Annotated in this window: 24 protein-coding genes and 1 riboswitch; of the genes, 21 read left to right on the plus strand and 3 right to left on the minus strand. The window is 35.6% G+C overall.

Annotated features, from left to right (window positions below; genetic code table 11):
• Positions 1–109: 109 nt before the first annotated feature.
• The 3 genes from G9C87_RS09795 (at position 110) to arr (ending at position 1,776) form a co-directional block, all read left to right on the plus strand.
• Complete coding sequence (locus G9C87_RS09795) at positions 110–637, plus strand: hypothetical protein (RefSeq protein WP_172280549.1); 528 nt, start codon at positions 110–112, stop codon at positions 635–637.
• Positions 638–869: 232 nt separating this feature from the next.
• Entirely contained in the window at positions 870–1,325 is a 456-nt protein-coding gene (locus G9C87_RS09800; RefSeq protein ID WP_172280551.1) for a MarR family winged helix-turn-helix transcriptional regulator, read from the plus strand.
• A 16-nt stretch (positions 1,326–1,341) separates the two neighbouring features.
• Positions 1,342–1,776 (plus strand): NAD(+)--rifampin ADP-ribosyltransferase, encoded by a 435-nt coding sequence (arr, locus tag G9C87_RS09805; protein WP_228456995.1) that lies wholly within the window; start codon positions 1,342–1,344, stop codon positions 1,774–1,776.
• Positions 1,777–1,785: 9 nt separating this feature from the next.
• Here the strand turns inward: arr and G9C87_RS09810 are convergent, their stop codons facing one another.
• Positions 1,786–2,193 (minus strand): winged helix-turn-helix transcriptional regulator, encoded by a 408-nt coding sequence (locus tag G9C87_RS09810; RefSeq protein ID WP_172280553.1) that lies wholly within the window; start codon positions 2,191–2,193, stop codon positions 1,786–1,788.
• Between the two features lie 89 nt (positions 2,194–2,282).
• Here G9C87_RS09810 and G9C87_RS09815 point away from each other — a divergent pair, with 89 nt between their 5' ends.
• The 13 genes from G9C87_RS09815 to ribB all read left to right on the plus strand — a co-directional run bounded on the left by G9C87_RS09815 (position 2,283) and on the right by ribB (position 11,304).
• A complete protein-coding gene (locus G9C87_RS09815; protein ID WP_172280555.1) occupies positions 2,283–2,663 on the plus strand; it encodes a nuclear transport factor 2 family protein in 381 nt (126 codons plus the stop codon).
• 100 nt (positions 2,664–2,763) lie between these two features.
• The gene (locus G9C87_RS09820) at positions 2,764–3,138 is read left to right on the plus strand and encodes a VOC family protein (RefSeq protein WP_172280557.1); all 375 of its coding nucleotides are present in this window, start codon (positions 2,764–2,766) and stop codon (positions 3,136–3,138) included.
• Between the two features lie 30 nt (positions 3,139–3,168).
• The gene (locus tag G9C87_RS09825) at positions 3,169–3,678 is read left to right on the plus strand and encodes a hypothetical protein (RefSeq protein ID WP_172280559.1); all 510 of its coding nucleotides are present in this window, start codon (positions 3,169–3,171) and stop codon (positions 3,676–3,678) included.
• A 108-nt stretch (positions 3,679–3,786) separates the two neighbouring features.
• The gene (locus G9C87_RS09830) at positions 3,787–4,365 is read left to right on the plus strand and encodes a peroxiredoxin family protein (RefSeq protein WP_172280561.1); all 579 of its coding nucleotides are present in this window, start codon (positions 3,787–3,789) and stop codon (positions 4,363–4,365) included.
• Positions 4,366–4,394: 29 nt separating this feature from the next.
• On the plus strand, positions 4,395–4,754 hold the full coding sequence (locus G9C87_RS09835) for a DUF2200 domain-containing protein (RefSeq protein WP_172280563.1): 360 nt from the start codon (positions 4,395–4,397) through the stop codon (positions 4,752–4,754).
• Between the two features lie 17 nt (positions 4,755–4,771).
• Positions 4,772–5,842, plus strand: a complete 1,071-nt coding sequence (locus G9C87_RS09840) for a serine hydrolase domain-containing protein (protein ID WP_172280565.1) — start codon at positions 4,772–4,774, stop codon at positions 5,840–5,842.
• A gap of 146 nt (positions 5,843–5,988) precedes the next feature.
• On the plus strand, positions 5,989–6,600 hold the full coding sequence (locus tag G9C87_RS09845; RefSeq protein ID WP_172280567.1) for a TetR/AcrR family transcriptional regulator: 612 nt from the start codon (positions 5,989–5,991) through the stop codon (positions 6,598–6,600).
• A gap of 21 nt (positions 6,601–6,621) precedes the next feature.
• On the plus strand, positions 6,622–7,467 hold the full coding sequence (locus tag G9C87_RS09850; protein ID WP_172280569.1) for a sialate O-acetylesterase: 846 nt from the start codon (positions 6,622–6,624) through the stop codon (positions 7,465–7,467).
• Positions 7,468–7,604: 137 nt separating this feature from the next.
• Positions 7,605–8,108: a DinB family protein gene (locus tag G9C87_RS09855; RefSeq protein ID WP_172280571.1), complete on the plus strand. Its 504-nt coding sequence runs from the start codon at positions 7,605–7,607 to the stop codon at positions 8,106–8,108.
• A gap of 28 nt (positions 8,109–8,136) precedes the next feature.
• Entirely contained in the window at positions 8,137–8,661 is a 525-nt protein-coding gene (locus G9C87_RS09860) for a DinB family protein (protein ID WP_172280573.1), read from the plus strand.
• A 115-nt stretch (positions 8,662–8,776) separates the two neighbouring features.
• Complete coding sequence (locus G9C87_RS09865) at positions 8,777–9,556, plus strand: alpha/beta fold hydrolase (protein WP_172280575.1); 780 nt, start codon at positions 8,777–8,779, stop codon at positions 9,554–9,556.
• A 272-nt stretch (positions 9,557–9,828) separates the two neighbouring features.
• Positions 9,829–10,293: a DUF1772 domain-containing protein gene (locus tag G9C87_RS09870; RefSeq protein WP_172280577.1), complete on the plus strand. Its 465-nt coding sequence runs from the start codon at positions 9,829–9,831 to the stop codon at positions 10,291–10,293.
• A 147-nt stretch (positions 10,294–10,440) separates the two neighbouring features.
• Positions 10,441–10,566, plus strand: a riboswitch (FMN riboswitch).
• 90 nt (positions 10,567–10,656) lie between these two features.
• Entirely contained in the window at positions 10,657–11,304 is a 648-nt protein-coding gene (gene ribB / locus G9C87_RS09875; RefSeq protein ID WP_172280579.1) for a 3,4-dihydroxy-2-butanone-4-phosphate synthase, read from the plus strand.
• Positions 11,305–11,378: 74 nt separating this feature from the next.
• Here the strand turns inward: ribB and G9C87_RS09880 are convergent, their stop codons facing one another.
• Positions 11,379–13,466 carry an outer membrane beta-barrel protein gene (locus G9C87_RS09880; protein WP_172280581.1) on the minus strand — a complete coding sequence of 696 codons (2,088 nt, stop codon included), beginning with the start codon at positions 13,464–13,466 and terminating at the stop codon, positions 11,379–11,381.
• Positions 13,467–13,660: 194 nt separating this feature from the next.
• Here G9C87_RS09880 and G9C87_RS09885 point away from each other — a divergent pair, with 194 nt between their 5' ends.
• From G9C87_RS09885 to G9C87_RS09905, 5 genes are all read left to right on the plus strand, one after another.
• On the plus strand, positions 13,661–14,413 hold the full coding sequence (locus G9C87_RS09885) for a DUF3575 domain-containing protein (protein WP_172280583.1): 753 nt from the start codon (positions 13,661–13,663) through the stop codon (positions 14,411–14,413).
• Positions 14,414–14,515: 102 nt separating this feature from the next.
• Positions 14,516–15,193 (plus strand): response regulator transcription factor, encoded by a 678-nt coding sequence (locus G9C87_RS09890; RefSeq protein WP_172280585.1) that lies wholly within the window; start codon positions 14,516–14,518, stop codon positions 15,191–15,193.
• Positions 15,190–16,458, plus strand: a complete 1,269-nt coding sequence (locus G9C87_RS09895) for a sensor histidine kinase (RefSeq protein ID WP_172280587.1) — start codon at positions 15,190–15,192, stop codon at positions 16,456–16,458. Before G9C87_RS09890 ends, G9C87_RS09895 begins: the two co-directional genes overlap by 4 nt.
• Before the next feature lie 102 nt (positions 16,459–16,560).
• Positions 16,561–17,973 carry a porin gene (locus G9C87_RS09900; RefSeq protein WP_172280588.1) on the plus strand — a complete coding sequence of 471 codons (1,413 nt, stop codon included), beginning with the start codon at positions 16,561–16,563 and terminating at the stop codon, positions 17,971–17,973.
• Positions 17,974–17,993: 20 nt separating this feature from the next.
• Positions 17,994–19,286, plus strand: coding sequence for an MFS transporter (locus tag G9C87_RS09905; protein ID WP_172280590.1), 1,293 nt, complete (start codon positions 17,994–17,996; stop codon positions 19,284–19,286).
• Between the two features lie 57 nt (positions 19,287–19,343).
• Here the strand turns inward: G9C87_RS09905 and G9C87_RS09910 are convergent, their stop codons facing one another.
• Entirely contained in the window at positions 19,344–19,556 is a 213-nt protein-coding gene (locus G9C87_RS09910; RefSeq protein WP_089027820.1) for a hypothetical protein, read from the minus strand.
• Between the last annotated feature and the right edge of the window lie 221 nt (positions 19,557–19,777).

The raw sequence follows: 19,777 nt of genomic DNA on the forward strand, positions 1-19,777 counted from the left end.
GTGAGATGATAATCTGCTACATACAGTCTCCCAACTTTGCGCAACACATAAATTAACTTTCTTAGAGAACATACTCAACATTAGAATATTGCTGCAAAATAATCCTAACATGAAATATAAATTAACAATACTTATACTATGCATTGGTATTTTCACCTCTTCACAGGTCATAGAATGGAGTCCTGATATTAAGTTACATAAAAATGATTTTCAAGGAAAAATACCCGATGATACAATTAATCACGCAGGAACGGCCTATAATATTGGTTATGAAATCGTGTCAAATTCAATATGGACAGGGAGAATAAAAATCAGAACTTATGCAATATTCAACAAATCAGAATCATGGTTAAATGAATCCTTTTATACTGATGATTTGTTGAATCATGAACAAAAGCATTTTGACATAGCCCAGATTTTCGCATATAAATTGCAACGTATCATTGATAAGGAAATAAAAAATTCAAAAGATTTCAATTCAAAATTTGAAATGATTAACAAGTTAGTTGGCGATGAATGCATCAATTTTCAGAAAAAGTATGATGCAGAAACGAATCACGGAACAATAGTAGATACACAAAAAAAATATGATCAAGATATTAGGAAGTTATTAGAAGAAAGCCATAATCATAAATAATATATGATTCCATTAATTAAATACCGCTACACAAAGTATTCCTGACTTTGTATGGTAGGGTAATCTTTATAGAAATACCCCAAAGTCATAAAACTTCGAAAACCCATGGAGAGAAATACCATGAATGAGATTGAAAAAAATTTAATATCAACCACTTTATTTTTTCAAAGTGGTTTTTTTATTTACTAAATTAATTTATCTTTGTAACTAAGATATTTAGTAAATAAGAATAATGGGAATTAGTGAAGAAGCAATTCAACTGAGAAAACTTAGTCAACAGTTTGCCTATACTTCGATCCAAATGCACGAAAGTATCGGTAGAAAAATAGGCCTTAGCGGAACCGATCATAAGTATCTGGGATTTCTTGTGCAAAAGGGATCAATGACTGCCGGAGAACTGGCTGTCATCACAGGATTGACAACAGGTGCCGTCACGGGCCTGATCGACAGGTTTGAAAAGAAAAAACTCGTCCGCCGCCAACCGGATAAGGATGACAGGCGAAAAATAATCATTGTCCCGGACAACGCCAGAATAGCCCAACTTATTATTCCTCAATATCAGGATTTCCAGGATAATACAGATCAGCTTTTTGCCTCTTTTTCACCGGAAGAATTAAAAACCCTGGAAAAATATTTCCGGAGTGCCCTGGAAATAATGAATACTAAAATCGAAAAAATCAAATCTTAAGTAAAATATGAGTATCATGGAAATGAATAATAAAGAACCTGAAAATAAAGTTTTAGACAAAGGGCCGTTTTATCATGGAACAAAGGCGGATCTGAAAACTGGAGACCTCCTGACCGCCGGATTCGCATCTAATTACTATCCGGAAATTATTATGAATCACATTTATTTTACCGCTTTAAAAAACGGAGCAGGACTTGCCGCCGCATTGGCAAATGGAGATGGTAGTGAAAGGATATACATTGTGGAGCCAACCGGTGAATTTGAAAACGACCCTAATGTAACAGACAAAAAATTTCCAGGTAATCCTACCCGTTCTTACCGCAGCAAGGAACCTTTAAAGATTATCGGCGAAGTAAAAGAATGGATCAAGCTAACAGATGATGAACTTCAAAGATGGCGTGAAAACATTGCAAAAATACGTGAGAACCCTGATGCAGAAATTATAAACTGACAAGCAGCACTACTTGATCCTTGACTTCAGGTCATCACTTAACTCGCGGATAACACCTATTTTGTCCTGCTGGATTTTTTTTCCCAGCTCTTTTCGCGGGCAGTTGGCATTGTATTTTGCTCCCCAATCCATCAGTTCAATGACGATTGGTAACAAATCTGCCCCTTTTTTTGTGAGGCTGTAGATAAATTTTGATTTGTTGAGCGGTGATACTTCCTTAACAAGGATTTTCTCTGCTTCCAGAACACTCAATCTGTTAACCAGTATATTTGATGCTATCCGCTCTTCAGAATGTAAAAATTCGCTGTACGACATTTTACCTCTCAGCATAACATCCCTGATGATTAAAAGTGACCACTTATCCCCGAAAATATCAAGGGAACAACTAATCGGGCAATCTGATCTCTGTTTATCCATATAAAAACAAGTTATTGCAAAATGCAATAACTTTTATATCTTTGTTATTGCAAAATGCAACAACAAAGATAATCACAAATTTTAATACAATGGAAAATCAAACAAACACAAGACAACTTCTTGAAACTTATTACAAGGGATTTGCAGCAAAAGCCAATTGGGAAAGTACATTAGCCGACGATTTCGAATATACAGGCGGTGACATGACCAACACAACTCCTATTGTTGGAAAGCAGGCTTATATTGAAATTATAAAGCGGTTTTCACAACGTTTTGAAGCCATGAGAGTGAAACAAATGGTAATTGAAGATGATAAAGCCAGTGTCATCGGAAATTATGATTTCCAATTCCCGAACGGTGCTAAAATTAATGGTAATGTTTCTGAAAACTGGACCGTGAAAAATGGGAAATTACAATCTCTAACCCTGTATTTTGATACCTTAACTTTTATGGAGAATATGAAGCCATAAACCATCCGGCTTCCATGGATATTTTATATCAAAATAAAGAACCATTCTATTTTCAGGAGTGGTTTTTTGTTATATTTATCGTTGTTAAAAAAAGAGACCAATGAATGTAAAATTTGATACCTTGATCCTGTATGTTCAGAACATTCCATTGATAAAAAAATTTTATACTGAAAATTTTAATCTCCCTGTGATTGAGGAAGACGCCAGCTGGCTGCTCCTTAATGCAGGATCGGTCCAAATCGGATTTCATAAAATCGGAGACCGCTATCTGGAAAAAATTAATGCCGGTTATCAATTCGATAATAATACAAAGATCGTTTTTGAAATTGATACAGACATCGAACAGGCAAGAGATGAATTTGTATCGAAAAATATCCTGATGAGAGAAATTAAAACCTTTGAAAATTATGATTATTGGTTATGTGACGGAACTGATCCTGAAGGAAATGTATTCCAGCTAAAGTCTAAAAAGTAATTACACAACCTCTTTAAATTCTCCGCTTTCATGAAAACAATAATCATCATGTGCTGTCTTGTTGTACTGTGGGTTTATATGTATTATCCGGTTTTTGACAGTGAAGGGATATCATTTTTTATCATTTTTTCCTGTTTTACAGTTCTTTGTTTTTCCATTGCTAAAATATATTCTTCTGACACTAAGACAGATTATGAATCAATTGAAAAGGAAACCGACAGATTAGAGAAATTAGATGGGAATTTTAAATACACTGCAGATGGTTTTTACCATAAGCACAAAAATCTGCCAGAATTTATCCGATGGGATGAAATTGTTTCTGTCTATTCATTCAGCATCCCTTTATTTGACGACAGACAGGCAGGCCTCGAAATCATAACCGACAAAAATCAGTATGAATTCGATCAGGAAATACCCGGAATCATAAAACTGACGCACATGCTCGAGCAAAACCTTCCGGATTGGGATTCAAATGCACCGACTCTTAGGATCAATAATTACGGGCTTGAAAAAGCAAAGCTATACGAACGGAAAATATAGTTGTAAAATGAGAAATAATAACATCACATGGATAAATATATCCCGGAATCTTTGATCACCTGATTTTCACGTATATTTATCAAAGCATCATCCATCATAAAATGTACTATGAAAAATATTGTAGCAGTATCGGTTATTTTATTAATGCTATCCTGTGAAAGCAAGGAAGCAAAAAAAGAAAGGATTTTTAAAGAGTTCCAGGAAGAGGCAAAGGCCATGAAGAAGAATCAGATTGATCTGTTTGTGGGTGCAAAGCCCATACCTTTTTCAGCTAAAACGATCAGTGGGACTTCTTTTAATTCACGGGATTACCAGGGGAAAAACCTTGTTATTTTTATTTACGATAAATCTTATCTGAAAAAGAGCGAATCCTATGATATGGCGGAAGAATTTAATGCTTTATACAATAAATACAATAAAGAAGCTCATTTTATTGGTATTGTAGAAGGGTTTGTGGAAAATGAAAAAGAGTTTAAAGATTACCTGGCCCACTCGAATATTCTTTTTGAACAAATTGACAATACAAAGTCGTACAATAAATCTGAGAAATTAAATTATAATGTATTTTGCAATCCGGCAAAAGTACTTATTGGCATAGATGGCAAAGTCCTCCATTCTTCATGCGGAGGAGGAAATATTTCGGCTATTGCCCAAAAACTTGACAGCATAAAAGCCAATAAGAAATAAACTCATTGATGAATCAATAAAACAAAAAGATGGAAAACACAAATTACGAAAGGGTTTACAACATGTCGTTCGCCGGGGTTTATCCTCACTATATTACCAAAGCAGAAAAGAAAGGGCGCACAAAAGAAGAAGTACATGAAATTATTTTTTGGCTGACGGGCTATAGTGAAAAAGATCTTCAGGAAATAATTAAGAATAAAACCAATTTCAGGGATTTTTTCGAACAAGCCCCACAAATTAATCCCAATGTTTCTTTGATAAAAGGAGTTATTTGCGGATACCGTGTGGAAGACATTGAAGATGACCTCATGCGGAAAATCCGTTATCTCGACAAGCTGATTGATGAGCTCGCCAAGGGAAAAGCAATGAACAAAATTCTCAGAAAATAATTTTATTAAAAGCATTTATGAAACGTATAAGCAAAATTCTAATTGTCGCAATTACATTTTTTTTTATTCAAAATATATATTCTCAAAACATCCATTCTAAATCAATAGATAAATACATTGATTATATTCAAACAAATAACCTTGATATTGGCTCTATTTCCATTTTTAAAAATGGAAAAGAAATATATTTTAGGTCTTTCGGAGAAATACCGGACAAAAAGTTTGGACCAAACACTGAATATCAGGTCGGCTCAGTAACAAAACTTTTTACAGCAACATTAATTTTCAAACTTATTGAACAACATAAAATTTCGCTGACATCTACGCTTGACAAATATTTTCCTTTAGTCAAAAATGCCGATAAAATTACTATTCAGAATCTGCTTGAACATTCCAGTGGCTTAAATAATTATGTAAAAAAAGACGAAAAAATAATCTGGCTCAAGGAACCTAGAACTAATGAAGAGATTTTTGAAGAAATTATAAACCAAAGAGTTTTATTTTCACCCAATGAAAATGTGGCTTATTCCAATTCAGGATATTATCTTTTAGGAAAGATTATTGAAAAAGAGTTTTATAAAAATTACAGCGATGTTTTAAAAGAAGAAATTACAGTCCCATTCAAACTTAATAAAACAAAATCTGCACTTGAAAGTCCTAACGATGTTTCAGGATCATATATTTTTGAAAATAATGCATGGAACACAACCAAAGATTTTTATTTTAAAAATATTGTAGGGGTTGGAGATATTTCTTCTAATACCTTGGATTTGAATACATTTATCAATCTGCTATTTGATCATAAAATCCTATCAAAGGAGACCGTCTCAAAAATGCAGCCCATTATTGGAAAAGAAAAATATGGCAGAGGTTTGATGACATTTAAATTTCATAATCTTGATTTTTATGGAAATACAGGTGGCACTTATGGTACCAATACAATCCTGATATTCAACAAAGAAACAAAAACATCAATATCGTTAATAATAAATGGTGAAAGATATCCAAGAGACAAATTCATTGATGATATTGTCGATATCGTTTACAATAATGAGTTAAGTTATCCTGAAATGAGCAAAACGATGTAGTTTTATAATTCTGCTATCCCTATATAAATGATCTCTCACAAAAAAAGTTGCAAGTAACTTTTGTACTTACTTCAAAAACATATACATTTGCATTTATAATTAAATGAATATTCATTTAATTATAAATAACTCACAATGAACTAAATATGCGTAATCGAGATCTCAACAAAGAAAATATAATAAAGCAAAAAGCTATTGAAATCATTGTAAAAGATGGATTAGATGGTTTTACCATCAGCAAATTAGCGAAGGCCTGCAATGTTTCTGTAGGTACACCTTACGTATATTATAAGGATAAAGATGACCTTATTATCAAACTTGTTATCGAAGAAGGAAACAAAATGGAAACCCTCATCAATGAAGGATTCGATCCTAAATCCAGTTTGGAAGAAGGGTTGCGCGTACAATGGGCAAACAGATACAACTATGCTATTAAAAACCCTTTGCTCCTACCCTTCTTTGAGCAAATCAATAATTCTCATTACAGTCAGCAATTTGCTCAAATGTTTAATGAGAAACCGGGAATGTTTATGAGTGAATTTAAAAATAACCTTTTGAACTTTATTTCAAATACGATACAGCGGGGAGAGATTGATGACACCCCATTTGAAATTTACTGGTCAATTGCATTTGCTCCTCTGTATAATTTACTACGTTTTCATCAACAGGGAAAAAGCATCAGCGGATTACCTTTTGCTCTCACAGATGAAATGGTATGGACAACCTTTCATAAAGTGTGTAAAGCTTTAAAAAAATAATTAAATCAAATAATAATTACAATGACACATTCATTTTTAATGATAGGTCAGTCTAATATGGCCGGACGTGGATTTCTAAAAGATGTTCCTCCAATCCTTGATGAAAAAATTAAAATGCTAAGAAATGGGAGGTGGCAAATGATGGCAGAACCTATCAATTTTGACAGACCAACTTCAGGAATCAGCCTGGCTACAACATTTGCTTCATCATGGCGGTTATTCCATAATCAGGAAGATGATATCGGATTGATTCCTTGTGCTGATGGCGGAACAAGCCTGGATGACTGGTCAGTGGAGGGAGCATTATTTCAAAATGCTATTTTTCAAGCTAAAACGGCACAAAAAATCAGCACATTAAGTGGCATTCTTTGGCATCAGGGGGAAAGTGACAGTCATGGACAAAAATACAGGTCATATACCGAAAAATTAAGCTACATCATAAATACTTTGAGAGAAGAGCTTAATACTCCGGAAATTCCATTGATCGTTGGAGGATTAGGGAGCTTTTTAACGGAAGGTATGTATGGACAATACTTTAGTGAATACAGTAAAATTAATGAGGCTTTAGTTCAGTATGCGAAAGATAACGAGCATGCCTATTTTGTATCTGCAGAAGGTTTAACAGGTAATCCGGACAATATCCACTTTGATGCTGTTTCTCAAAGAAAATTGGGCATCAGATATTTTAAAGCCTTTCAGCAAAAAAACAATATTATAGGAATATTGTCTGATGAAGAGCAGATAATGAACAAGATTCACAATCGTCCGTTAACAAAAAATGAAAAATACGAATTGCTTCAATATGATTTTGCGATGGGATTGGTGAGTGCGGATGAATTTCAGGTACAATTTGCACAGCTTAAGTAACATTACTTTTTAGCTATCATAAAAATGAACCGGTTTTTTAACCGGTTTTTCAATTTGAAAAAATTCAATCAGTATTTTACTTATTTTTAGTGCTTAATTATACAATAAAAAAACACCATAACAATAAAACAATAATTATGAGCTTAAAAACATTAGTCACGAAAAGTGTTCAGTACAACAACTGGGTGGTGAACAAATATATTGACTGGCTTTCTACCAAATCGGATGAACAGCTTAATCAGGAAACGATTTCCAGTTTCCCTACCATCCTGAAGACCCTGCATCATATCTGGCAAACTCAGGAATATTGGTGGAGCCACATTAACGAAAATAATGACTTTGATTTTGCTAAAACCTCAGCTACCAATACTAAAGATGAAGTTTTCAGTGCAATCAAAAATAACTCTCAGAAACTTGTAGATTATGTAGAAAACCTATCCGAAGAGGATTTAGCAAAAAATGTAAAAATAGAGTCTCAATGGTTTCAATGTGATTTCTCTAAATATGAGTATATCCAGCATGCAGTTATCCACGGAACTTACCATAGAGGACAGATTGTAACCATGGGAAGAAATATCGGGATCACAGACGCCCCCATGACAGATTATAATTACTGGAATATTTATAAAGATCAGCAATAATTTCAACCTTAGCAAATTTAAAATTATTATGTCATTCAATTTAGATAAAGCAACAGAAATTCTTGAACGTACCCCCGATGTTTTAACCTCATTACTGGAGGGATTAAGTGATGAATGGATCTATACCAACGAAGGAGAAGAAACATGGAGCCCTTTTGATATAATCGGCCACTTGATCCACGGAGAAAAAACAGATTGGATTATCCGGGCAGAAATAACCCTATCTGACGGACCGGAGAAAACTTTTACTCCGTTTGACAGATTTGCACAGTTTGAAGAGAGCAAAGGCAAAACACTATCCCAATTACTGACAGAGTTCCGTGATCTGAGAAAGAAAAACCTCATCACTTTACAATCTAAGAATATAACTGATGAAGATCTTGACAAAACCGGAATTCACCCGGCATTTGGTGATACAACTTTAAGACAGCTGTTATCAACATGGGTTGCTCATGATCTTGGCCATATTGCACAAATATCAAGGGTAATGGCAAAACAATACAAGTATGACGTTGGCCCATGGAGAAACTATCTGCCTATATTGGACCGGTAGTTTCGGATAGTATTTGGAAATATATTACTATTAATAAACTGTCAATACATTACAATGGAAATCATCAGAAAGTTGTTGACTTCAAATAAAATTTATAAAATCACAAACCCATAATATGGAAAAATATGCATCATCATCGGATGGACAAAAAATTCATTACATAGAAACAGGCACCGGAGATACAGCCTTAATCCTGGTTCACGGATGGCTGGGAAATGCGGAATGGTGGGAAAACCAGAAGGAATATTTTAAAAATAAATACCATATTGTTCAGATGGACCTTGCAGGCCATGGAAAATCTGACAAATTCAGAAAAAACTGGACGAGTGAGCAATATGCTGAAGATATTAAAGCCGTTGCCAGCCAGATCGATTCAAAAGATATTATATTGGTTGGCCACTCCATGTCGGGAGCCTATGTTCTGGAAGCTGCCCTGAAAATTCCCAATTTAAAGTCAGTGATTTTGGTGGATACCATAAAAAACCTGGACGAAACTTTCCCAATGGAACAGGTGGAAGAGGTTTTATTTGTTCATTACCGGAATGATTTTAAAAATGCGGTCGAAAATATTCTTCCCCAATTCCTTTTTGTGGAAAAAACTCCGGAAACAGTAAAGGAAAGAGTACAAAAAGAATTTCTTCAGAATACGGGAGAGATGGCAATAGAACTGCTCATTCCCTTATACAAAACCGATTTCCGGAAAGCCGCATCGCAGATTAAAGTGCCCGTAAGAGCAATCAACTCCGATGCTTCACCTACAAATGCTGATGCCAACCGCCAATACTTACAGGATTTCGATTATGTAAATATAAGTGATGTAGGCCACTACCCTATGCTTGAAAAGCCTCAGGAATTTAATATACTCTTGGAAAATATATTGGAACAAACAAACTGAGCATCAAAATTAATACTAAAAGATCACTAACAATCCATTCAAATAAAGTCTTGAATGGATTGTAATTTTAGAGCACAGAACGCGCTACAGAAACAAGTTCTACCCTATGAAATACCGTTTGTAAGCATTCTTTAATTAACAATCGAAAAGTAGTAGCGTTCCTTATAGGATGATCTGTCCTAAAAAAATCTTTTCCATTCAAAAAGGACCGATTTATACAATTTTTAATATCCTCTATGAAATAATTTTATTTCATAATACCATACTTTATTATGAAGCTTTTTATTTTATATCTCTACATCTTGATCGGAAGCGGAATATTATTTGTCAACCTTTACAATTCCCTTGTCGATGCCCCGAACTGGGGTAGCAACATTCCCGATTCCCTTGAAACGGCAAAAAATTATTTTCAGCAGAAAACACCGGCAGACTTCTTTAAAATAACAGGACCTCTCCACCACCTCATCGGATTAGCGGTGATCATTTTTTTGTGGAATCCATATCCTCAGATCCGGGGGTATATAATTTCAGCATTCATCCTTTTTGTTCTTGCTGATGTATTTACAGTAATGTATTTCTTTCCTAGAAATGATATTCTCTTCGGACAAAAACCTGTCGATCCCAAAATTGCTATGCAAACGTGGAAAGAATGGAGCCACATGAATTGGGTACGTTCATTGATACTTCTTTCCGGAGTTGTAATTTCGTGCATTTCTCTATATAAAATATACCGGTAAAACATCCTGATATCCTTAATTAATTTCAAAAATCATTTCCCATTTCAAAAAACTTCCCGAAATTAGCAGCCTGTGCGTTAAATACTAATTAATGAATTAATGAATTAAAAAAACAAGTAAACAAGACATACAGTAAAACTTGGCATAAGTTTTCTTCGGGGCAGGGTGAAATTCCCTACCGGCGGTTATAGTCCGCGACTCCTTTTTCATTAAAGGACTGATTTGGTGAAATTCCAAAACCGACAGTTAAAGTCTGGATGGGAGAAGAAAATGAAACGATCAATAAGCTTGCCTTATGGACTTATTGGTGCGTATTTCATTTCCATGTACCGAAGTGTATTTTAACTTTTAAAGTAAAATAACATGGAAAAATTATTAGAAAAATTCGGAGTTTCCTCCAGAGAACGTGTAGAAAATGCACTTTTAAAATTACAACAGGGCAAAGGCATCCTTCTTGTGGATGACGAGAATCGCGAAAACGAAGGCGATATCATCTTCCCTGCCTCTACCATTACAGAACAGGATATGGCACTTTTGATCCGTGAATGCAGCGGCATTGTTTGCTTATGCATTTCGGAAGAAAAAAGCAAGCATCTTAATCTGCGACCAATGGTAGAGACCAACAACAGTAAAAATCAAACCGCATTTACCATTTCCATTGAAGCAAAAGAAGGAGTGGAATCCGGTGTTTCTGCAAAGGATCGGGTAACCACGATCAGAACTGCCATAGCAGAAAATGCTTTGGCGGACCATATTGCAAGCCCGGGACACGTCTTTCCTCTTGTTGCCAAAAAAGGAGGCGTCTTTGAAAGAAGAGGTCATACGGAAGGAAGTGTTGATCTGGTAAAGATGGCAAATCTTGGGGACGATGCGGTTCTTTGTGAACTCACCAATGAAGACGGCTCTATGGCAAGACTACCCGAAATTGTAGATTTCGCGGAAAAAAAAGGAATGAGTGTAGTCACTATTGAAGACATTCATGCTTATCGCAGAATGATCGCGCAAAATTAAAACAGAAAATATTTAACGTACAGAAAACAGCTCCGGATTCTCCGGAGCTGTTCTTATGATAAAAATATGCATGATTAAAAAGTAGCCGCAGGAGCTGTAGAATTATTAAGTTTTTTCTGCATATCCGTTTTCTTTCCTTTTGAGAAATCATAGCTGAAGCCCAGAACAAACATCGACTTATTATTCATAATCTGGCTGTTTCGTGAATAGTTGACCACGCTTTCAGGAAGGCTTTTTGTCTTGTATTCCGAAGGCATTCCAATCCAGTACAATCCTGTAGAGAATGTCCAGTCTTTGTGTTTATAATTAACGAAAACATGATTCGCATTCTCATTGGTATTGAGAAATGCACCACTAAGTAAATACACAGGAATATTGACCTGATATTGTAGTGAGAATGATTTGTACTCCGAAGATAATTCCAGATTATTGGCGATATAATTATTTTTGATCAATGCGCCCTTGCTCGTTCTTACGGTTTCAGATGAAGGAGCAACCATAGCTTTGATCACAAGAAGATTATTCCCAAAAGGCTTATAGGACCCCGTAAGCTGTAGTCCATACTGTTTCGAGCTTTTTGCATTTTCGTAGGTAAGGGCATATCCTCCAAAAGTATCGTCCATCACATAAAACTGGTTGATCGTACGTCGGGTATCTGAATAAAATAAATTAGCATTAAAATCAAAATACTTATTGTTCAGTGAATAGATCAGGTTATTTCCCCATGTCAGCTGTGACTTAAGAAATGGATTTCCTTTTTGCACAATGTTCGGTGCCATCTGAACCACATTACTACTCAATGCAGCACTCCATGGACTCTTTGGTTTATAGCTGCTTGTAAAACGAAGACTCTGATTTCCTTTCAGCTGATATCCTAAAATAACTTTTGGAGTAATAGACCATTCATCAAAAGTAGTTTCAGCACTTTTATTATGAATGTTGGTAAGACCAGCACCAACACGGTACGTAAACTTTTCAATTTTACCGGAAAATTCTGTATAGAAATATTGCTCTAAATAATTCACTTTATACTGTGAAAATCCTGCAAGGTTTTGGAGATCATTGGAGATAGAGGTGTTCGAGATACGATACCCTGAAGAAAGTTTTCCACCTTCAAAATCATGAGTATGGGCAATCTCTCCAACAAAACCCGTCTGTTTAGCTGTAAGATTCATATCATTATCAAAAACTGAATTCCCTGAAGAGGTGATCCATTCTTTTGTAAATTCTGAAGTATCTGTGGTAAAATGGGAACCCACGACATTCAAACTTAATTCATCTTTTTTACTCAGTTTTTTTGAAAAGTAAAGATCAAGTGTCGGTGTTACGTAATCCGTCCCTCCCCTTTTCATCATGGTATGCCCTTCCGTAACATCACCTTTTGTGAAAGTACTTTCTCCCTTACCATTTACGAAAGTATGAAGGATATCCATATTCAGTTTTGCCTGAAATGAATAATTATCAGGCACCATACGGGTATACCTTAAAGCAATATTTTGAGAGGTATATCCAAAATGATCTTTCTTATTTTCATCGGAAAGATAATGTGAATTATCAAGCTGATAGTCATAGATACTGCGTACTCTCCGGTTGTCATAATCTCTTAAATTCATGGAATATTCCAAACCGAAATTATTTTTGCCTTTTGTAAAATTGGCATATGCTGATCCATTTACGAATCCTGTATTCAATGCTGTCATTACATCGGTTCCAAAAACATATCCTGTCTCTGTAGACCGGGTAATCACATTAATAACCGTATCCGCTCTTGTTGCCCACCTTGCGGGTGGAATATCATAGTATTCAACTTTTACTACTTCACTGGGTGCTATACTCCGGATCTGCATATCCGTAGCTTCAATTCCATTAATAAGAAATAAAGAAGTTCCTCCTTTCGTACTTTTCAAAGTATTCGAAACAGGATCCAACTGTAATTCCGGTAATGTCTTTAATAGGTCCTTTGCGTAACGGGCCTTTTCTAACGCTGCTTTATCAAAAGTATATACTGCTTTGTCTGCAAACTGTTTTTTACGTTGGGACTTTATAATCACCTCCTGGATTTCTGCCGTCTTTGTTTGATCAATAGTATCGCTTTTGATGTTTTCCTGCGAAAACACAAAAACTCCACAAAGAAAAAGGGCGGCACATAATGTTTTTTTCATGTCAGAAATTGAATAATATAAAATAGGACAAGCAGAATCTTATATGTATTACATGATATACGGATTCAAGTCATCAATAAATTCCTAACTAACTTTATATAAATAGTTTATTTTTCATTTAATTATTCATTTCTATACACTATTGCCCATTTTTTGCTGCTATTATTATAAACTCCATTATTAAATTTAGAATCATGAAAAAATATCTCCTGTTTATCCTCCCTTTTCTTTTTTCGAAAGTCTGTTCACAGGAGGTCACTCCTGTTTCTGCAGAAAAAATGAATATCATTAAAACCAATGTCACAGCATATGCATTCAGGAACATTAATTTGTCATATGAAAGAGCCTTCAATCAGTGGTTCTCTGTGAATGTAGGATTTGGAACAATGCCTGAAGGAAAGGTTCCGTTCATTAATGCATTTTTAAAAGATAAAGATGAAGAGCGATTTCAGAATTTAAGGATTAAAGCAACTAATTTTACTGTCGAGCCTCGTTTCTATTTAGGAGCAGGATACGGAAAAGGCTTTTACGTAGCCCCGTATTACAGATATTCAAAAGTAAGTTCTAATACTTTTGATTTCTATTATGATTTTAAACCCACCAATGGAGTTACTTATCAGATTCCATTGAAAGGATCAGGGAATACCAATGGTAATAGTGGTGGATTAATGGTCGGGGTACAATTCTTTCTTACCAAAAGCCAAAATCTTGTTTTAGATCTCTGGATTGCCGGTGCACATTATGGTAGTGGAAAAGGTGACTTTACGCTGACAAGTGATTATCTGCTGACCCCTGAAATGCAACAACAGCTAAAAAAAGAGATCGAAAATCTGGACATCCCGTTTGTAAAATATACCGTAGAAACCAATCCCAATGGAGCCCGGATAAAAGTAGATGGTCCCTGGGCAGGCTTCAGAATCGGATTATCACTAGGATATCGTTTTTAAAACCTGGATACATAAAAAATGATTGATCAGGTAGTGTTCTGGAAATTAGAACACTTTTTTTATATCTTTAAGCCCTAATAATGTATTTCGGATTATAATTTTATGAAAATCCTTATCATCGAAGACCATAAAGATCTTGCTTCCAACATCACAGATTATCTTAAAAAAGAAGACTATGTTTGTGAAGTGGCGACTAATGCAAAAGAAGCTTTAGAAAAAATTGAGCTTTTCGAATATGATTGCATCCTACTTGATCTGATGCTTCCGGATGGAAATGGATTGGAAATCCTGAAACATATTAAAAATGATGCTCCGGAATCCAGCATCATCATTGTATCCGCCAAAGACTCCCTGGATACCAAACTGACAGGTTTGGATGAAGGAGCCGATGATTATATGACCAAACCTTTCTCATTACCGGAACTGCATTCCAGAATAAAAGCCGTGCTCAGGAGAAAAACACCGGAAACCAACCGCATCTTAAGTTTCAATGAATTTACTATTGATCTGGAATCAAAAGAATGTAAAGTGAATGAGCGACTACTGAATCTCACCAAAAAAGAACTCAACCTACTGATCTATTTTATTAATAATCAAAACAGAATGCTTTCCAAACAGGCTATAGCAAGTCACCTGTGGGGAGATTATACTTATAGTGTGGATAATATAGATTTTGTATACCAGCATTTGAAAAATCTGCGAAAAAAGATTATTGACGGAGGAGGCAAAGATTATCTGCAGACTGTTTATGGGTTGGGTTATAAATGGATTGATAAATGAATTTAAGCTTTCGTTTTGCCAGAGCATTTACTATCCTGGTTTTCTTTGTCCTTACCACAGGCTTTACGATTTTGTATTTTGCCTTTGAAAGGGCAACGATGCGTTCAGCGATCCTCAAACTTGAAGATCTTAATGCTTATGTGGCCAATAAGTTGGCACAAGATTCCACATACGATTATCTTACCATACACCACAGACAAACCCAGGTTAAGATCCTACCGTCCGATTACAAGAATACCAAAGAAAAAATTATTGAAGAAAAGTACATCTGGAATAAAAGTGTACAGTCTTACATCAATAAAATTACCGTTATAACCTACCCTGTCATTCATAAAAAAAGATATGCCATAACCAGCGTAAGATACATCACCATCATTGAAAACCATTTTCTGATAAGCATTATTATGGTGGTTGCCTGGATCATGGTGTTTCTTATTATTCTTACGATCATTGTTGGGGTCCTGGTTTCAAAGAAGATTCTTGAACCTTTCTATCATGCTATAGAAGAGATCAAAAAATTCAGTCTTAAGAATAACAGGCCTATGAGCCTTATGAAAACAGAGACCGAGGAATTTAAATCCTTAAACAGGTTTTTGCTAAAAATGTCCGAGAGTTCAAAAAAGGACTATCATTTATTAGAAGAACTTTCGGAAAACACTTCCCACGAGCTCCAAACTCCACTGGCTTCCATTAAAGGAAAGATCGAGTTACTGATGGATAGCGATCTCTCAGAAAAACAACTGCTTACTCTTTCATCAATGAACGATGAACTGGACAGGCTCTCTTCTATTAATCAATCCCTTATTCTATTAGCTAAGCTGGAGCATTTTGAAAAAAGCGAATCGAATCATATCAACTTTTCAGAGCTGCTTAGTGAACGACTTCAGTATTTCGAGGATATCTTTGAAATTCAGAACCTATCATTAACCAGGAATATCCGGGAAGAGGTTTACCTTAATTTTGATGAGAACCTGGCTATTATTGTGATCAATAACCTCATCAATAACGCAAAAAGGCATAATATCGAAAATGGAAAGATCACAGTAACCCTTACCGAAGATTATTTTGAGATTTCCAATACCGGAAATCCTCCAACTATTCCTACAGAAGAATTGTTCAAAAGATTCAAGCGCGGAAACCCTGATCAAAACTCAATTGGGATCGGTTTGGCACTCGTGAAGAAGATTTTGGAGATTTATGACACTGAAATTACTTATCATTTTGAAAACAATTTTCATACTTTAAAGATCAATTTCACAAAATAAAAGATTGAAATTCAAAAACATAACAACAAATCTTCAATTCTGATCAAAACTTCAGAAAAACTTCAGAATTTATGTATTGTTTAGGTGCAAATAATAGCATCAATGAAAAAACTTTTCATCATTTTCGGCCTGGCTGCCTTACAATTACTATACAGCCAGGATACTGCAAAGGTCAGTACAAATCCTGAAGAAGTTATATCAGAAAAAAATCCTTTAGATATCGGAGAGCTTAAAATCAACCTGAATCCCAAAGGAGACAAATGGCTGAAATTCGGTATTTCCAGTCAGATCTGGTTGCGAAGTATTGACAATAATCCGGGAACACTCGTGAATGGCGTTCCCCAGCAGCAAACATATGATGCAGGAATCCGAAGAATGAGGCTAACTATTCAGAGTCAGATTACACCATTTTATTCAGTTTTTCTACAAATGGGAATTAATAACCAATCTTTTATTTCCGGAGGAGGATCGGGAACAGGAAATAATGGAGCCGGAAAGAAAGCCCCTTTTTTCTTTCATGATGCCTATAATGAGCTGGCTATTATACCACGAAATGATTTTCAGACCGGAAAACCCAATAAAAACAATTTGTATCTGGGTGCCGGGCTTCACTCCTGGAATGGCGTAAGCAGATTGACTAATGCAAGTACGACAAAAATGCTTGCCGGTGACATCCCTGTTTTCAATTTTCCGGCCATCGAAATTGCAGATCAGTTTTCAAGACAGTTCGGTATTTTTGTACATGGAGAATTTGATCGGTTAAATTACAGATTCAGTATCAACAAGCCTTTTGCTACTAATCTGAAGCCCGTTGTAGGAGGACCTGCTGTGGATAATAACCAAAGCGGAAAACTATCTTACTCAGGTTATGCATTCTATCAGTTTTTCAATAAAGAAACAACGGTAACTTCTTTTCTACCGGGTAATAATCTGGCTGCCAGAAAAGTTTTGAATATCGGAACGGGTTTTTACAGTACTAAAGATGCAACACAATCTCAACCCTCAGAAAATGTTTTCGAGTCTCATGCTGCCAATGTCTTCGGAGCAGATATCTACTCAGAGCTGCCTTTGGGAAATAAAAGTAAGGAAATGGGACTGACCTTGTATTCTGTATTCTATAATTATAATTACGGACCCAACTATTTAAGAGTAAGCGGACTCCTGAACCCAGGAACTCCTGATCCACAATTTACAGGGCAAAAAGCACTGGAAGGTGCTGGAAACAACAGGATTTTGATGGGTACGGGAAATATCTGGTTTTCACAGGTAGGATTCGTTCTTCCTAAATTCAGTAAAATACTGAAGGTTCAGCCTTTCTTCAATTATGCTTTAAAGGACATGAAAGCATTAAATCAGAACGGCAGTTATTATGATGTGGGAGCAAATTTTTACTTATACGGCCAAAATGCCAGAATTGTTGTACAATACAGCAGCAGACCACTCTATGATCTCGTTTCCAAAACAATTTTTGACAGAAAAGGAGAATTTTTACTATCACTTCAAATTATACTTTAAAAATTTAATATATTACCCCTATGAATACTACTCAAATTACAACAGCCCAAAGGATTAAAGCCATTGTGGGTGGTTCTATCGGAAATCTAGTGGAATGGTACGATTGGTATGCTTATGCTGCCTTTGCCATCTATTTTTCCAATTCATTTTTTCCTGACTCGGATCTTAATGCACAACTGATGAATACTGCCGGAATATTTGCAGTTGGTTTCCTGATGAGACCTATCGGCGGATGGTTATTCGGAAGTATTGCAGATAAAATAGGGAGAAAAAGAGCGATGACCCTTTCAGTTTTACTAATGTCATTCGGATCTTTACTTATTGCCCTTACGCCTACTTATGAAACTATAGGAATTCTGGCTCCGATCCTTCTTTTAATTGCAAGGCTATTGCAGGGATTGAGTGTAGGAGGAGAATATGGCGTTTCAGCCACCTACCTCAGTGAAATGGCGACAGAAGACAGAAGAGGCTTTTATTCAAGCTTTCAATATGTAACCCTGATCGGAGGGCAGTTAATTGCATTGGGGATCCAGTTGGTTTTACAAAAGGTACTTCTTACAGAGGCACAACTTGAAGACTGGGGCTGGAGGATTCCTTTTATCATCGGTGCAGCCCTTTCCGTTATTGCATTATATCTGAGGGCTAACCTTCATGAAACGGAAGCTTTTGAAAACAAAAAGGAAATGAGCGAGAAGAAAAAAGGAACTATAAAAGAATTGCTTAAACATCCTAAAGCCCTTCTCACCGTAGTAGGTTTAACATTAGGCGGAACGTTGGCTTTTTACACCTATACCACTTATATGCAGAAATTTTTAGTAAATACGGTTCATCTGACAAAAGAACAGTCTACCCTTATCTCTTTCGTATCATTATTTATTTTTGCCTGTCTTCAACCTGTTTTTGGTGGATTATCAGACAGAATAGGAAGAAGACCTTTGCTTCTGGGATTTGGAGTTTTAGGAACTCTTTGCACAGTACCTTTGCTTACAGCATTAAGCACGACGACCTCAATGTGGGGAGCCTTCTTTTTAATTATGGCAGCATTGATTATTGTAAGCGGATATACTTCCATTAATGCAGTTGTTAAGGCAGAACTTTTCCCTTCGGAAGTAAGGGCACTTGGTGTTGGCTTACCTTATGCTTTAACAGTAGCTATTTTTGGAGGTACGGCGGAATATATTGCCCTTTGGCTTAAGCAGGCCGATATGGAACCTTATTTCTATTGGTATATTACAGCATGTATCTTCTTTTCACTGATTGTTTATGCCAGAATGAAAGATACTAAAGAAACATCAGCATTAAATAAGGATTAAAAAATATACTGACCCTGAATGAAACGCGCCGCAGAAATCTGCGGCGCGTCTTTTATTTTAGCTATAAGCTTGTCTGAATTTCACAATAAGATCATCCAGATTATGACGCTGTACATAAATTGTTTTCACCTCTTCATATCTTGGCGATTTGTAGAAAACCTCATGAAAGTCCATGCTTCCGTTTCCTACTTTTACTACTTTCTTTACTTCAATATTCAATTTTCTTAGCTCGTCCTTCAGAACTTGAAATTCATCTTGTATATTATTCATTGGTATTTTGGATTTAATTAAAAAACTACGATTTTATCTCCAACACCCCTATCATTATAAGGGGCAATTGTAAATATTTATTAAATTTAGTGAATTTTCGAATACAAACAACAGGCTTCACAAAATTTTTATTAATTTCTATAGTCTGCAAAAACCGTACCTATTATAATAAGTAATGCATAATATTTTAAAAAAAATAACCGATAACCTCCACAAAATGA

The organism is Chryseobacterium sp. LAM-KRS1 (genome assembly GCF_013184525.1).
GTDB classification, from domain to species: domain Bacteria; phylum Bacteroidota; class Bacteroidia; order Flavobacteriales; family Weeksellaceae; genus Chryseobacterium; species Chryseobacterium proteolyticum.

Coding starts and splice junctions, on each gene's coding strand:
- G9C87_RS09795 (WP_172280549.1), top strand. CDS start 110: ATGAAATATAAATTAACAATACTTATACTATGCATTGGTATTTTCACC.
- G9C87_RS09800 (WP_172280551.1), top strand. CDS start 870: ATGGGAATTAGTGAAGAAGCAATTCAACTGAGAAAACTTAGTCAACAG.
- arr (WP_228456995.1), top strand. CDS start 1,342: ATGGAAATGAATAATAAAGAACCTGAAAATAAAGTTTTAGACAAAGGG.
- G9C87_RS09810 (WP_172280553.1), bottom strand. CDS start 2,193: ATGGATAAACAGAGATCAGATTGCCCGATTAGTTGTTCCCTTGATATT.
- G9C87_RS09815 (WP_172280555.1), top strand. CDS start 2,283: ATGGAAAATCAAACAAACACAAGACAACTTCTTGAAACTTATTACAAG.
- G9C87_RS09820 (WP_172280557.1), top strand. CDS start 2,764: ATGAATGTAAAATTTGATACCTTGATCCTGTATGTTCAGAACATTCCA.
- G9C87_RS09825 (WP_172280559.1), top strand. CDS start 3,169: ATGAAAACAATAATCATCATGTGCTGTCTTGTTGTACTGTGGGTTTAT.
- G9C87_RS09830 (WP_172280561.1), top strand. CDS start 3,787: ATGAAAAATATTGTAGCAGTATCGGTTATTTTATTAATGCTATCCTGT.
- G9C87_RS09835 (WP_172280563.1), top strand. CDS start 4,395: ATGGAAAACACAAATTACGAAAGGGTTTACAACATGTCGTTCGCCGGG.
- G9C87_RS09840 (WP_172280565.1), top strand. CDS start 4,772: ATGAAACGTATAAGCAAAATTCTAATTGTCGCAATTACATTTTTTTTT.
- G9C87_RS09845 (WP_172280567.1), top strand. CDS start 5,989: ATGCGTAATCGAGATCTCAACAAAGAAAATATAATAAAGCAAAAAGCT.
- G9C87_RS09850 (WP_172280569.1), top strand. CDS start 6,622: ATGACACATTCATTTTTAATGATAGGTCAGTCTAATATGGCCGGACGT.
- G9C87_RS09855 (WP_172280571.1), top strand. CDS start 7,605: ATGAGCTTAAAAACATTAGTCACGAAAAGTGTTCAGTACAACAACTGG.
- G9C87_RS09860 (WP_172280573.1), top strand. CDS start 8,137: ATGTCATTCAATTTAGATAAAGCAACAGAAATTCTTGAACGTACCCCC.
- G9C87_RS09865 (WP_172280575.1), top strand. CDS start 8,777: ATGGAAAAATATGCATCATCATCGGATGGACAAAAAATTCATTACATA.
- G9C87_RS09870 (WP_172280577.1), top strand. CDS start 9,829: ATGAAGCTTTTTATTTTATATCTCTACATCTTGATCGGAAGCGGAATA.
- ribB (WP_172280579.1), top strand. CDS start 10,657: ATGGAAAAATTATTAGAAAAATTCGGAGTTTCCTCCAGAGAACGTGTA.
- G9C87_RS09880 (WP_172280581.1), bottom strand. CDS start 13,466: ATGAAAAAAACATTATGTGCCGCCCTTTTTCTTTGTGGAGTTTTTGTG.
- G9C87_RS09885 (WP_172280583.1), top strand. CDS start 13,661: ATGAAAAAATATCTCCTGTTTATCCTCCCTTTTCTTTTTTCGAAAGTC.
- G9C87_RS09890 (WP_172280585.1), top strand. CDS start 14,516: ATGAAAATCCTTATCATCGAAGACCATAAAGATCTTGCTTCCAACATC.
- G9C87_RS09895 (WP_172280587.1), top strand. CDS start 15,190: ATGAATTTAAGCTTTCGTTTTGCCAGAGCATTTACTATCCTGGTTTTC.
- G9C87_RS09900 (WP_172280588.1), top strand. CDS start 16,561: ATGAAAAAACTTTTCATCATTTTCGGCCTGGCTGCCTTACAATTACTA.
- G9C87_RS09905 (WP_172280590.1), top strand. CDS start 17,994: ATGAATACTACTCAAATTACAACAGCCCAAAGGATTAAAGCCATTGTG.
- G9C87_RS09910 (WP_089027820.1), bottom strand. CDS start 19,556: ATGAATAATATACAAGATGAATTTCAAGTTCTGAAGGACGAGCTAAGA.